This window comes from Dehalococcoidia bacterium, assembly GCA_022449765.1.
In the GTDB taxonomy this organism is placed as follows: domain Bacteria; phylum Chloroflexota; class Dehalococcoidia; order Lucifugimonadales; family Australimonadaceae; genus UBA2963.
Map to the genome: position 1 here is coordinate 122,448 of JAKUPZ010000002.1, position 13,293 is coordinate 135,740.

Below are 13,293 nucleotides of genomic sequence, written 5' to 3' on the forward strand. Positions count from 1 at the left end.
TATTTATTTGATCAGGAAGGCCAGAGCTATAACCGCAAGTACGATCCCAGCAACATAGGAGACCTTGAAAGGCTCACCCAAGATAAGGAACCCTATAGTTGCAGCAATAATTAAATTCATGGAAAAAATTGGAGCAACTATGGAGGCAGGACCAAGGTTTAGAGCGCGATAGAGTGAGAATATGGCACCCGCCAAAACTATTGATGTGAGAAGTAAAATACCTGTAGTTTGATTAAAACCCAATCCTCTAGTGGCTTTAGTTCCTTCGATAGCCCACCAAATAAATCCTAATAATACAATCGAAGAGTTTGTGATAATTAATGCTACAGAAGGATGAATGGTCTTAAGTGAGACTTTTAGCAGGGCGATCGCTATGCCATAAAGAGTCAATGCTATAAAGGACCAAAGAAGATAAGTCATGCTAATTTTTCGTTGGGTTGAAGCGCAGCATAAGAACTTTCGCTAGTCACATATGATCGATATATTTTGGAAAGTTCGTGCGCTGAATGCTCCCATGAAAAATACTTTGAATGTTCAAAACTATGGTCTCCCAAATTTTTGGCTAAATTGTTGTCAAAAAGAATTTTTTGAAATTTATTGCCCATTTCTATAATGTCGCCTGGCGGGACTCTATATCCGGTAACTTCATTAACAACAATTGATTTCAATCCTCCAATATCAAAAGAAACCACAGGCGTTCGACACGCCATCGCTTCTAAGGCAACTAGACCGAAGGTTTCATTTAGTGAAGGAATGGCACAGAGATCAGAGGCGATGTAATAATCTGGCAAGGTTGCTTGAGGAACCGCAGGATGCCAAATTATTTTTTCATAAACACCCAGTTTAGAGGCAATTCCCTTTAGCCAAATCAAACTGGAGTCTCCAACGTCTCCCCCCACAAATAGTATTTTCACATCATCAAGATTTTGCATTTGCGCTACGGACGAGAGCAGCAGTTCCGGGCCCTTAAAATATTCTATCCGTCCTACGAACAAGATAATTTTGCTGTCAGGGCTAAGGCCTAGCCGGAGCCTAGAATCTGATTGGCTTCCTGGGTGAAACAACTTGGAATCAACTCCAAGCTGAACAGCATTTGTCTTATTTACCTCTGTTCCATATATACGATGCATCGCATGGGATTCTTCTTCAGTAAAAGTGATGATCCCATCCGCAGTAACTGCAATATTTGCTTCATTTTGCTTTCGGTAGGAACCCTCTTTATGACCACCAGAACGTTCCTTTATTTCAGCAGATGTATGGAAAGTGAATAAATGAGGTACACCTAGGTAATTTGCGAGACTCTGCCCTGCACTTGCAGAGAGCCAGTAATGACTATGTACAAGATCGTAGGAGAGTTCGTTGTCCGAAATAAAATCGAGTAGATTGTCCGTGAACTCGTCCAGGTGCTTAGTAATTTCATCTTTACTTATTTGTGGGTTGCCTGCGGGAAGATGAAAAATATGTGAATTTTGGTCAAATTGGAAAATTTCTGGACCGCCTACATGATGACATCTTGTAAAAATGTCAACCAAAATACCTTGTCGCGAGAGTAACGGTGCAATTCTTCTCAAAAAAACATTCATTCCACCTGCGGATCGCATACCTGGTGTCATTAATGGGCAACCATGAGTAGAAATAAATGCCACTCTTCTGCAATTTTTGTTAATTGAAAAGGTATTCATTCGATTAGAGAAGACTACGTGAGATTCGTATCTTATGTACACTTGAATCAGTTGCACCTAAATGGTACTTATAAGCCTCTGGCCCCCTCAGCAGGTCGAAATAGCCTAAACCAGATTCAATCGCATCTTTTATACAGAGCGCCTTCAATATTAAACCAACTGATAAGTTTGAGAAGTTTTGCAAGTACCCACTATTATAAACAAGTCTTGTATTTTGATAATCAAAACACATTACTGCAGCTACTGGTGCGTCCTTCAATTCAAGGATAAATAATTTTAGGTAATGGCATTCCTGCATTTTATATGCTACTGCCTGAAGGAAATTTTCCCGTTGAGGTATTAAAAAATCTTTCTTGTCTTCACGGCTCCCGGCCATCATTGATATGAATAAATTTAAATCATCTTCTAGCGTGGATGAATTAGAGGTACGAAGACGAAGATCTCCAGAGCTTTCAATTCGTCTAAATTTCCGACGCAACTCATGCCTATCTTTTTTATTAAGGAGATAAAGGTATTCATCCCAAGACGAAGGCAAGCTTATTCCTGGCACAACGTCTTCAAATTCGATTGAAACGCTGTATCCACGCTCTGATGCGGCTTTAGGTAATAATGAAAACGTTGGTGTCCATGCAGGGATTGATGTCAATTCGAAGCTCGTCCAGTCTAATTGCTCAACACTTTCAAATAAATACGGATAAAATTCTCTGTCATTAGTAATGAAATCATGGTAATCAAATAGGTCGGTATCTCCAATGAATCTTAAAGTGTTATCTTTTAAGGTGAGAGGGGCAACACCCAGGGATTTATTAATAGATTTCACGTCAATAAGACTTAAGGTCTCCCTGTCACCATAGACAGACCACCATGTTTCTTGCCATTCAGGAGTAAGGAACACGCTACTCCACGCCTGAAGTAGTTGAAACTCTTTCCATTGTTCACGAATTTCATCGAATGACGACGAGTTATGCGCATGCGCTAATGTCAATGCAGACCCTCTTGAAGTAAGCTCAGGACTTCTGAACGAGTACGGCTACTCGTTTCAAATATGCCTCTTAATGCTGAAGTGACAATTGATGTTCCAGGTTTTCGAACGCCTCGCATGGCCATGCATAGATGCTCTGCGCGCATAACTACGGCAACTCCTTCAGGATTTACGACATCCATGATGGAATCAGCAATTTGGGATGTTAGTCGCTCCTGTACTTGAGGACGCTTAGCAAAAATATCTACAGCTCGGGCCAATTTGCTTATCCCTACAACTTTTCCTCTTGGTATATATGCGACATGTGCAGTACCAAAAAAAGGTAGTAAGTGATGCTCGCATAAAGAATAAAATGGAGCATCGCGCATTATCACCATTTCTTGATGATCTTCTTCAAATTGAACTTTTAATACTTCGTGGGGATCCATTTCGTATCCACCGACGATTTCCTCATACATATGCGCTACGCGTTTAGGAGTATTAAGCAGACCGTCTCTGTTCGGGTCTTCCCCTATAGCTATTAGTAACTCATGAACTGCTTTTTCAACACGGGACGTGTCTACTGTCATTTTTATCCTCTATTGCTTTCAATTATTTTCATTACTTCCTGAAAACTAGGCAAAGCTTCTTCGGGGGGAGCCTCTGCCAGTGAATTTGCGATTGGTGGATCCTTAAGTCCGTTGCCAGTAATTATGCATACAATAGTTTTATTACGTAGATCCAATCCTTGATTTACATGCTTGATCAAGCCTGCAATAGAAGCAGCTGAGGCAGGTTCACAAAAAATACCTTCCTCTCTTGCCATACGCTTATAGGAACTTAGTATTTCCTCGTCAGATACTGAATCGATCGTTCCTTTTGATTCATCACGAGCAGTAATGGCAGTTGCCCAACTTGCGGGATTTCCAATACGAATAGCGGTAGCAATCGTCTCAGGATTTGCCACTGGGTGCCCGTGCACGATAGGCGCAGCCCCGGATGCTTGGATCCCCATCATACGAGGACTATGGGTTGATTTTCCGATACTTAAATATTCTTTGAACCCTTTCCAATAAGCAGTGATATTCCCAGCGTTTCCTACAGGTATATATACATAGTCTGGCGAATCCCCTAATTCATCAATCAATTCGAATGAAGCAGTTTTTTGACCTTCAATTCTATGGGGATTTACTGAGTTGACCAATGCGAAATTGGCTTCATCTTCACCTAGCTTGATGGCAATATTTAAAGATTCGTCGAAATTACCGTTGACGGTAATTATTCGAGCCCCATAAGCGATGGCTTGGCTCATTTTCCCTATGGCTATGTTTCCCTTTGGTACAAGTACTATTGTTTCAAGACCAGCTGCAGCTCCATATGCTGCTGCTGAAGCGCTGGTATTACCTGTAGAGGCACATAGCAATTTGGGACTACCTCGCTCAAGTGACTTAGCTACAGCCACAACCATTCCCCTGTCTTTGAAAGACCCAGTGGGGTTGCATCCTTCAAGTTTAAAATACAAAGATTCAAGACCTAGATGGGCACCAATAGAACGGGATTTAACTAAAGGCGTATCCCCTTCTCCTATACTTAAGGAAGGTGTTTGATTATCGATTGGAAGATAGGCCGCATATTTTTTTATGATTCCTTGACCCATGCATACCTCCAATCAAGATTTACTAAATCCGCTGTCTTCAATGCGTATGAAACTGCAAATAGCATTGATTACGTCTAAGGATTTTAGCTGCTTGATTGCGTTCTGCATTGATTTTTCTAAGGATTTATGAGTTGTAATGACAATTTCAGCCGTAGACTCGGCTTCGTCGTCAATTTCTTTTTGGATTACTGTTGCAAGACTAACATTCATATCACCAAGAACTCTAGAAATTTTCGCCATTACTCCTGGTAAATCTTTGACATGGAGGCGAAGGTAGTATTTTGTTTCCAAATCATCAAGCGGTAAGGACTTATATTTTGAGGCGATTTCAATATTGTTTGGTTTCAGTCCGGCAGAATCTAATTTTTGCCCAATGTTAATGACATCACCTAGGATGGCAGAAGTAGTCGGACCCGAGCCTGCGCCTGGTCCCTGTAGCATTGACCACTCTACAAGATCCCCCTCTAATTCAATTGCATTATCAACACCATTCACTTGCGCTAATGGATGATCCATAGGAATAAGAGAAGGATGAACACGCGCTCGTACGAATTGGCCTTCCAGTTTGCTGATCGCTAACAGCTTGATGCAATATCCAAGCTCTTTTGCATAAATAAAATCTTCGGGCCCTATTGACTCAATCCCTTCTCTAAATACATCTTCATCATGAATTGCGGACCGAAATGCCACAGAGCTAAGAATTGCCAATTTGTAAGCTGCATCATCACCATTAACGTCATATGAAGAGTCGGCTTCTGCGAACCCTTTCATTTGAGCTTCATTTAAGGCTGCATTGAAAGAGGCTCCGCCTGCTGACATATTTGAGAGAATATAATTTGTAGTTCCATTAATGATTGCTTGAACTGCACTAATTTCGTTAGTAGCTAATTGGTGCGTTAGCGCCGAAATAATGGGGATACCTCCCCCAACTGATCCTTCATAGCCTATTAAAACTCCTTCTTTGTTTGCATTGTGAAGCAGCGCCATTCCATGTTTAGCCATCACTTCTTTATTTGCAGTAACAACATGTTTATTTGATTTAATGGCAAGGTTTATCAATTCAATAGCAGGGTGCTCACCACCTAATACTTCTATAATTATATCTACGTCATCAGACGTGATTAGAGCTTCTGCGTTTTCAGTAAATGGCAAATCAATATTTGAAGATGCATGATGGTTTGATGCATTTCTTACTAGAATGCCCATCAGTTTTACCGGTCGCCCGATTCGCTCTGTAAGTAAATCAGATTTGCCTTCAAGAGCATTTATAACACCAGCTCCGATAGTACCTGCTCCAAGTAAGCCAATGCCAATTGGTTTTACTTTATTCATATTCCCTTTCAATTTGGCCAAGAACCCACTTAATATCATCATCATTGAAAGTGAATATGATTTCACTTGTTATTTGGTCCATCCAAGATTGGAAGTTATTCTGAGCCAATAATATTCGCATTGATTCTGAAATCTCACGATCCTTTGAATTATTTGTTATGCGATAGACGATGCTTCCAAGGCTTGTCACGATAGGCGGGCTTATGGAATTGTTCTGATTATCATTTGCAAATAAATAAGGGTCCATTTCTAAAAGAGCACCTTTCGGGACCCAGCCAACAACTCCTGCTTTATCAGCGAATATACTATCAACGTTCAATTCTGTGGCCACAGAATTGAAATTTTCTCCTGAAGAAATTCGTTCATATGCGTTTTGCCCGCTGATTGAATTAGCGGCGACTATCCATTCTAAAAATACCTGGTCTGCCGTTTTTGAAGCTTGGGTGAGGAATAAATCAAAGTAGGCATCTTCTAAAAGTTGCCCTCGTATCCAGTTTTTATAATCAGAGACTTCAATTCCGATGAGATTTACGAAATTTTCTAATTCTCTTTCACCTTCTTGACTTAGAGAGCTGGGGACATCCGAAGTACCTGTCGCTTTTTCAAACATGGTGATCAGTTTGTTTTCAACCTGGTTCAATTGGATATCAATACCTTGGTCTTGAGAAAATTGATCCAGAGTATTGTTTTTAATAAGTGTATTCAGTGCAATATTTGGATTGAATTGACTCGTGTAAAAGCCTTCAATTTTTGTGTAAGGAACTACTTCGTGTAAAAGATAATCCTCGCCGTTAACGCTCGCAACGATTTTCTCTGGAGGTTTTAAAAAATTGAAATACCAACCTGTAGCCAATAACCCTATAATCAACAGGCCCAATGCCACGGCAGCTCCAATTAGGATGCGTTGTAAATAGCGCTCCTCTGTCCTGTTATGGACGTTGTCCTTCAGAGTCGGGCGCGCGGTATTTTGGCGTTCCGCACGACGGCGCTGTCGCATTTATTCTTCCGATTGCTCATCTGCAGGCGCGGTTTCTACTGGGGCTGATGACTCATCCAAATTTTCAGCTTCAATAGTGGCGCTATCAGTAGCAACGGTTTCCATATTAGGTGCTTTTGTCTCTGTAGCACCTGTTTCGTTTGCTAGCGCTGCAGATTGTGGAACTTCTACATTAGCGGGAGGGGCAGAAAATCTGCTTCCTGAATTATCCCGAGGGGTGAACTTCCGGTCTCGATTACCCCTGTCAGGGCGCCCCAGTTCGATTTGACTATGGCCTCCAGTATAAGGAAGAAGAGCTAAAAATCGAGCACGCTTGATTGCGACTGCAAGCTTACGTTGATGTCTTGACCGAGTTCCTGTACGCCTTCGGGAATCTATTTTCCCCCATTCCGAAACAAAGCGACGAAGAATAGAAACATCCTTGTAATCAGGTGACTTATGTTCAGCACTGAAGTAGCAGACTTTCCTCCTTGGGAAAAATCTCCTTCCTCCAGTTCTTCGACGTCGTGTACTCTGCATTCAGAAACTCCTTAAATAACTCGCTTAGGGACGTGATTGGTTAAAAGGGTAAGTCTTCAGGTGAGTTAGCTTCACTCCCGTAAAATTCTTGGGTGGAAATGGAACTAGCATTCCCATAATCTTCGTAATTTTCACCCGAACTAGGCCTGTCAAGAAATAGGACGCGATTTGCAATAATTTCATTGCGAAAGCGCATTTGCCCGTCATTGCCTTGGAAGGAATGACTTTGAAGCCTTCCTTCAACGTAAGCTCTGCGGCCCTTAGCCAAATATTGATTAACTTGCTCCGCCAAGCTATTCCACGCAACAACAGTAAACCATTCAGTTTCCTGTTTTCTCTCTCCATCTTGTGCGTTGTAAGATCTACTTGTAGCAATGCGAAAAGACGTTACAGGACTTCCGGAGGGCGTGTACCGCATCTCGGGGTCAGTACCCACGTTCCCTATTACCATAATTTTATTTAGTCCTACCAAGGAAGACTCCTAGTCCTCTGCACGGACTAGCAAATGGCGTATAACATCATCTGCCAGCTTTAAATTACTTTCCAATGCATGAGTTCCGTCATTTTCCATTTGGATATTAGCTTGATGGTAGTTTGCTTCAGTATATGAGCCAATTTTATAGGCAAGCTTGCGTCTACCCCAGTTGTTTTCACTGATAATGTCACCACCGTGGTCAACAGTAATTTTGCGGACACGCTCAACTACTGCATCGACCCGCTCCTGATCAGCTTCTGGGTTAATCATTAAAACTAATTCGTACTGGCGCACTATTTCTCCTAATACTCAAAACGTTATGCGGGATAAACCTACACGCGAATCAAGATTATAGCAGTGAATGTAAGCCTACTCAAATATTTTGCAAATTTAATAATCAATTCCAGGGACAGGGAAGTTTGCAGTTAATTGGTTAACCTCATCAGCGATTACTTTCAATTGCGCAGGATTATCTTTTTCATTGAGAGCCCTAACAATAAATTGGGCGACTTTTTGCGACTCCTCAACCCCAAACCCTCTGCTGGTAATCGCAGGTGTTCCTAGCCTTAAACCGCTAGTAATTCGAGGTGGTTGGGGATCATTCGGAATCGCATTTTTATTTGCGGTTATGCCTACTTTACCCAGTGCATCCTCGGCCTCAGCACCAGTTAAATTAATGGGCCTCAAATCAACTAGCATTAAGTGATTGTCTGTCCCGCCGGATACGATTCGAATCCCCGCACCTTCGAGCGCTGAAGCCATTGCGCGCGCATTTTCAACGATATCGGCACCATATTTTTTAAAATCTGGTGAAAGTGCTTCCTGGAAGCAAACTGCCTTGGCTGCAACGGCATGCATTAGCGGGCCACCCTGAGCATATGGGAATACAGCACGGTCTATGTTTCTCTGGTAATCCTCAGTGCATAGGATGAATGCGCCTCTTGGCCCTCTTAGGGATTTGTGCGTTGTGCTAGTGATTACCGATGCATATGGAACCGGAGAAGGATGAGCCCCTGAAGCTACAAGGCCAGAGATATGAGCCATGTCGACCATTAATATTGCCCCTACTTCATCTGCAATCTGCCTGAAGCGAGCAAAATCAATTGTCCTAGGATAGGCGGTATAGCCCGCTACAATTACTTTTGGCATTGACTGTCGCGCAAGTGCAGAAATCTCTTCGTAGTCCAGTTGCTCTGTTTCTGAATTCAGCCCATATGCAACGAAATTATAAAGTTTTGAGGAGAAATTAACGGAACTGCCATGAGTTAGATGTCCTCCTTGGTCAAGACGCAACCCCATGATTGTGTCCCCTGGTTCACAGATTGCAGCATAGGCTTCTAAATTAGCGGTTGCACCGCTATGTGGCTGTACATTAGAGTGCTGCGCTCCGAAAAGCTCCTTTGATCTATCTATAGCAAACTGCTCTGCAATGTCGACATATTCACATGAGCCGTAATAGCGCCTGCCAGGATAGCCTTCTGCATATTTATTAGTCAGAGCCGAACCTTGCGCTTCAAGTACTGCGCTGCTTGCGTAATTCTCAGAGGCAATCAGTACGATATTTCTACGTTGCCTTTCGGTTTCTTTTTTTATTGCATCTGCAATTGCTGGGTCATTTTCTGCAAGGACACTCAATCTATTCCTCCATTTATCTGATTCGGGGGAGAATTTGTATTTAGCATAGGGTTTATTCTGTACTATATGCAATCGAAAATTGTGCACATTACTATAGAAACACTTGGCGAGAACCTAATTCATTGCGATAATGGTATTCTCCATCAAAGATTGAGAAATTTTATATAGGTGTCCTGCAATGGCATATCAAGTATATTTTGCCGATTTATCTGAAGAGAATAAAGCGCTAACGCTAACACTCCTTCGCCTTAAAGAAGAGGCGGGGACTATAGAGAATAACGAGGCAAAGCTTTTAGAAGAACTCAGAGGTAGTCCAACTCCATGGCCTCAGACGATTGTAGAGGAGCCCACTCCTCGTAGCTACGGCCGTGGTGGAATCCGGCGGAGCTCACGACGGAACTCAACGTCTAGTCGCTCTTCAAGGTCTTCGGGTTCTGAAAATTAGTAATCTCTTCGTTTAAGGAATAAAGCTTTTCTTGGAAGGAATAGAGATTTTCTAGAGTTTCAATCAATTTTTTCCCCCAAGGATCAGTATCCTTGTCTGTCCTTATCGTAATGAATTGGTTGCCTACATGTACATTAGCGCCTAAGCATGTTGCTAATGCATATCGCGCTCCTGCTATTTCCTCGTTCATTCGAATTTGAATTTCATTGTGCTTTTGGTGTATGGATTGAACATTCGCGATTTCTGCAAGATATTTTACTCTGGTCGAAAATATCAGATTGTGCATTTCGTCAGGTAATTTCCTTCCAAATCTCTCAGCAATTTCGTCTTGAAGGTTTGTAATATCCTTTTTATCTCTGACATTCGCTAATTTTTGATACATTCTCATTCGGGTAGGCATATCTTCAATGAATGCTTCAGGAATTGAAGCGGTCAACTCTAAATCAATAATTGCCTCAGATCTTGAATGCTTAACGCTAGCAGTCTCATTATTTTGACTGCGTAATTCTTCTACGGCCTCTGCCAAAAGCTTGGAGTACATTTCAAATCCTATTGCATGAACATGACCGCTTTGATCTGCTCCAAGTAGATTGCCAGCTCCACGTATTTCTAAGTCTTTCATCGCGATCTTAAAGCCTGCTCCGAGTTCGTTAGCAGCTAATATTGTTTCTAGGCGTTTTTGAGCGGTATTTGTCAGTGTTTTGCCATGTTCTACCATTAAATATGCATAAGATCTTTGCGCTCTCCTACCAATCCTTCCGCGTAGTTGATAGAGCTGAGCAAGACCGAATTTATCGGCATTTTCTACGATCAAAGTGTTAACGTTCGGAATATCTAATCCGGACTCAATGATAGTAGTGCAAACCAAAACATCTGCTTCGCCTTCAGCAAATTCATCCATCACTGTAGAGAGATCATTTTCTGGCATTTGCCCATGGGCGACGGCTATTTTTACATGAGGTAGCATAAGGCGAATTTGAGACGCTACAAATTGAATACTTTGTACTCGGTTGTGCAGATAGAAAACTTGACCACCTCTGTCTATTTCACGTTGAATAGCTTCCTTGATTAAATCATTGGATTTTTCGGCAAGGAATGTTCTTACAGGAAGTCTTTCTTCAGGTGGAGTTTGTATTGTTGAGATATCACGTATACCGGCTAAGGCCATATGCAACGTTCTTGGTATTGGTGTAGCACTTAAAGTGAGAACATCTACCTCTTCGCGTAATGATTTTAGTTGCTCTTTGTGATTTACTCCGAAACGATGCTCTTCGTCAATAATCACTATGCCAAGGTTCTTGAATTCGATATCTTTTTGTACGAGTCGGTGTGTCCCTACTATTACATCAATAGTGCCGTTTTTTAACTTGAGTAGAATCTCCTGTTGTTCTTTAGGGGATTTAAATCGACTAAGTAACTCAACACTTACAGGGAACGGTGCTAATCGGTCTGACAATGTTTGATGATGCTGTGAAGCAAGTACAGTCGTGGGTACCAATATAGCTGCTTGCTTGCGACTTAGAATTGATTTAAAAACTGCTCTCAACGCTATTTCAGTTTTTCCGTAGCCAACATCTCCGCAGATCAAACGATCCATTGGGCGGGGTTGTTGCATGTCATATTTAACATCTTGAATTGCGGTCAACTGATCAGGTGTCTCTATGAAAGGAAATGCGTCTTCCATTTCATACTGCCAAGTTGAATCAGTTTCGTGAGAAAACCCCTTAACAGACTCTCTCTGTGCATACAATTCTAGAAGATCAAAGGCTAGTTTTTTTGTAGACTCTTTTGCTCTTGCAAGCGTTCTAGTCCATTCTTGTGTGCCTAACCTTGTAGGATTTGGAGGAGTATCCGTACCTCCAGAGTAAGGCGTGATTCTGGAAAGTTGCTCCATGGGTATGTAGAGTCGATCTTTTTCGGCGTACTCTAATACTAGGTATTCTTTAGGGCTTTCCTCAGAGCGAATTACTGTCCCTATGAATTTTCCAATCCCATGATCCGCATGTACAACGTATTCTCCATGAATTAATTCCTCGATAGAGGTTGATCGAAATTTGGAAGAATGCCTTTTAGGCTTTGAAACAAATTGCTTTTTAGTACCAAATAACTCAGTGTCAGTCAGCAGGGTTAATATTTTTTGATTTTTTTCTAGATCTTCAACAACATACCCTGTAGAGTGAGTTGAATCTGTAAGAATAGGGTTGTAGTAAGAGACATCTCCAGTGATTGAGTCGGATTCAGAAACGCCTATATCATTTTCTGAAAGAATTTCCCTAAGTCGTTCTGCATGACGTGTAGAGAGCACGACTTTCCCCAGAGAGCCCATTTTTATATCAGAGGCCATTTTTTCAATTGCTCCGTGATAACTCGGTGCTGGAGAAAATGGGAAATTAACCGAATCGGTTTCTCGGTCAGGATAAAGGTACCTTGATAATGAAATTTGACTACTAAATCTCTTTAGATGGGCTTTGGCATCATCCCAGGAGCATAATACTGAAGGGAAATTGAAGGGTAATTCAGATCTACTTTCTTTTAATTTTCGTAGCTGAATCAGCCTAGTTTCAATCTGAGTCGCTAATTCAGTTATCTCTGAGAATTCGTTTGTGATTATTAATGTGTTTTCTGGTAAATGATCTAATAACGTGTGTTGTAGAAAAAACCCAGAATACATAGCAGCATGTTCAGAGTGGATACCAGCTATAAGATTTGCTAGTTCTTCTTGCACTCTGTCGATTTCAAGTTGATCCATTTGTGAGAAATCTAAGCGGGAGATCAATTCATTAATCTGTTGATTATTCGATAGCTGTGGAAGAATTTCCTTGGCTGGGTATATTTTTAAAGGCATATGAGTATCTAATGACCGTTGAGTTAGCAGATCAAATGTGCAAATTTTATCTATGACATCTCCCCACATATCTATCCTGCAAGGCATTTCGTGGGCAGTGGAGAAAATGTCGATAATCCCGCCCCGTTTAGCTGCTGAACCCATACGTTCCACTGTAGCGTCGACGCTATATCCTAGATTATTCCAGTTTAAAAACATGGATTCGTAGGATATTTTTTCACCCGTATCTAATACTTGTGCGTAATGTTTATAAATTTCGGGATCTAAAGTTTTTTGTAGTAGGCCCATGATTGAGGTGATAATAATCGGAGGATTAGATGTAGCCGAATATATAGACCCTAGGGCCACCAGTCGCTCGTGTACGGTTCCGGCTTCAATTGAAAGCCTTTCGAAAGGGAGAATCTCAGCTTCGGGGAAATGGAAAGCTTTATTACTCTCACTGGAGTATTTTTCAAGGCTTTGGGTTAGCTCGCGTGCGGAGTCAGCTGAGGGGCAGATAACCAGAATTGGACGATTTTGATCTTTTTGTAGCCTTGAAATCAATATAGCTTTAGAAGAATCAGGTACTGACCCGATTTTTAAGTAAGAGCTTCCTACTAACTGGTTAATAGACCTGTATTCTTCAATATCATCAAAAACATTGATTAGTTTTGAGGCATCCATGTTTTGCTCGCAAAGAAGGGGCGCACCTTGTAAAAGGGCGCCTGATTAGACATATTTTAGCAGCTGAGCTTGGTTAAGAGAA

Annotated in this window: 12 protein-coding genes and 1 pseudogene; 1 reads left to right on the forward strand and 12 read right to left on the reverse strand. The window is 41.5% G+C overall.

Going from position 1 to position 13,293, the window contains the following annotated elements:
* Positions 1-3: 3 nt before the first annotated feature.
* The 11 genes and pseudogenes from MK127_01515 to MK127_01565 all read right to left on the reverse strand — a co-directional run bounded on the left by MK127_01515 (position 4) and on the right by MK127_01565 (position 9,258).
* Positions 4-420, reverse strand: coding sequence for an EamA family transporter (locus tag MK127_01515; protein ID MCH2531480.1), 417 nt, complete (start codon positions 418-420; stop codon positions 4-6).
* Positions 417-1,682 (reverse strand): glycosyltransferase, encoded by a 1,266-nt coding sequence (locus tag MK127_01520; protein ID MCH2531481.1) that lies wholly within the window; start codon positions 1,680-1,682, stop codon positions 417-419. Before MK127_01520 ends, MK127_01515 begins: the two co-directional genes overlap by 4 nt.
* 4 nt (positions 1,683-1,686) lie before the next feature.
* Positions 1,687-2,667: a GNAT family N-acetyltransferase gene (locus MK127_01525; protein MCH2531482.1), complete on the reverse strand. Its 981-nt coding sequence runs from the start codon at positions 2,665-2,667 to the stop codon at positions 1,687-1,689.
* Positions 2,664-3,233, reverse strand: a complete 570-nt coding sequence (folE, locus tag MK127_01530) for a GTP cyclohydrolase I FolE (GenBank protein ID MCH2531483.1) — start codon at positions 3,231-3,233, stop codon at positions 2,664-2,666. Before folE ends, MK127_01525 begins: the two co-directional genes overlap by 4 nt.
* A gap of 2 nt (positions 3,234-3,235) precedes the next feature.
* Entirely contained in the window at positions 3,236-4,300 is a 1,065-nt protein-coding gene (thrC, locus tag MK127_01535) for a threonine synthase (GenBank protein MCH2531484.1), read from the reverse strand.
* 12 nt (positions 4,301-4,312) lie between these two features.
* Positions 4,313-5,632, reverse strand: coding sequence for a homoserine dehydrogenase (locus MK127_01540; GenBank protein ID MCH2531485.1), 1,320 nt, complete (start codon positions 5,630-5,632; stop codon positions 4,313-4,315).
* Positions 5,625-6,629: a hypothetical protein gene (locus MK127_01545; GenBank protein MCH2531486.1), complete on the reverse strand. Its 1,005-nt coding sequence runs from the start codon at positions 6,627-6,629 to the stop codon at positions 5,625-5,627. Before MK127_01545 ends, MK127_01540 begins: the two co-directional genes overlap by 8 nt.
* 282 nt (positions 6,630-6,911) lie before the next feature.
* Positions 6,912-7,148: pseudogene (rpsR, locus tag MK127_01550) on the reverse strand (30S ribosomal protein S18).
* 40 nt (positions 7,149-7,188) lie between these two features.
* Positions 7,189-7,620, reverse strand: a complete 432-nt coding sequence (gene ssb / locus MK127_01555) for a single-stranded DNA-binding protein (protein MCH2531487.1) — start codon at positions 7,618-7,620, stop codon at positions 7,189-7,191.
* 9 nt (positions 7,621-7,629) lie between these two features.
* Complete coding sequence (gene rpsF / locus MK127_01560) at positions 7,630-7,917, reverse strand: 30S ribosomal protein S6 (protein MCH2531488.1); 288 nt, start codon at positions 7,915-7,917, stop codon at positions 7,630-7,632.
* A 96-nt stretch (positions 7,918-8,013) separates the two neighbouring features.
* Positions 8,014-9,258 (reverse strand): serine hydroxymethyltransferase, encoded by a 1,245-nt coding sequence (locus tag MK127_01565; protein MCH2531489.1) that lies wholly within the window; start codon positions 9,256-9,258, stop codon positions 8,014-8,016.
* A 178-nt stretch (positions 9,259-9,436) separates the two neighbouring features.
* On the opposite strand from MK127_01565, the gene MK127_01570 reads away from it, so the two are divergent.
* Complete coding sequence (locus tag MK127_01570; GenBank protein MCH2531490.1) at positions 9,437-9,703, forward strand: hypothetical protein; 267 nt, start codon at positions 9,437-9,439, stop codon at positions 9,701-9,703.
* Here MK127_01570 and mfd read toward each other — a convergent pair.
* The gene (gene mfd / locus MK127_01575; protein ID MCH2531491.1) at positions 9,666-13,211 is read right to left on the reverse strand and encodes a transcription-repair coupling factor; all 3,546 of its coding nucleotides are present in this window, start codon (positions 13,209-13,211) and stop codon (positions 9,666-9,668) included. The two genes, MK127_01570 and mfd, sit on opposite strands and share 38 nt — an antisense overlap.
* Positions 13,212-13,293 lie beyond the last annotated feature (82 nt).

Coding starts and splice junctions, on each gene's coding strand:
- MK127_01515 (MCH2531480.1), bottom strand. CDS start 420: ATGACTTATCTTCTTTGGTCCTTTATAGCATTGACTCTTTATGGCATA.
- MK127_01520 (MCH2531481.1), bottom strand. CDS start 1,682: ATGAATACCTTTTCAATTAACAAAAATTGCAGAAGAGTGGCATTTATT.
- folE (MCH2531483.1), bottom strand. CDS start 3,233: ATGACAGTAGACACGTCCCGTGTTGAAAAAGCAGTTCATGAGTTACTA.
- thrC (MCH2531484.1), bottom strand. CDS start 4,300: ATGGGTCAAGGAATCATAAAAAAATATGCGGCCTATCTTCCAATCGAT.
- MK127_01540 (MCH2531485.1), bottom strand. CDS start 5,632: ATGAATAAAGTAAAACCAATTGGCATTGGCTTACTTGGAGCAGGTACT.
- MK127_01545 (MCH2531486.1), bottom strand. CDS start 6,629: ATGCGACAGCGCCGTCGTGCGGAACGCCAAAATACCGCGCGCCCGACT.
- MK127_01570 (MCH2531490.1), top strand. CDS start 9,437: ATGGCATATCAAGTATATTTTGCCGATTTATCTGAAGAGAATAAAGCG.
- mfd (MCH2531491.1), bottom strand. CDS start 13,211: ATGGATGCCTCAAAACTAATCAATGTTTTTGATGATATTGAAGAATAC.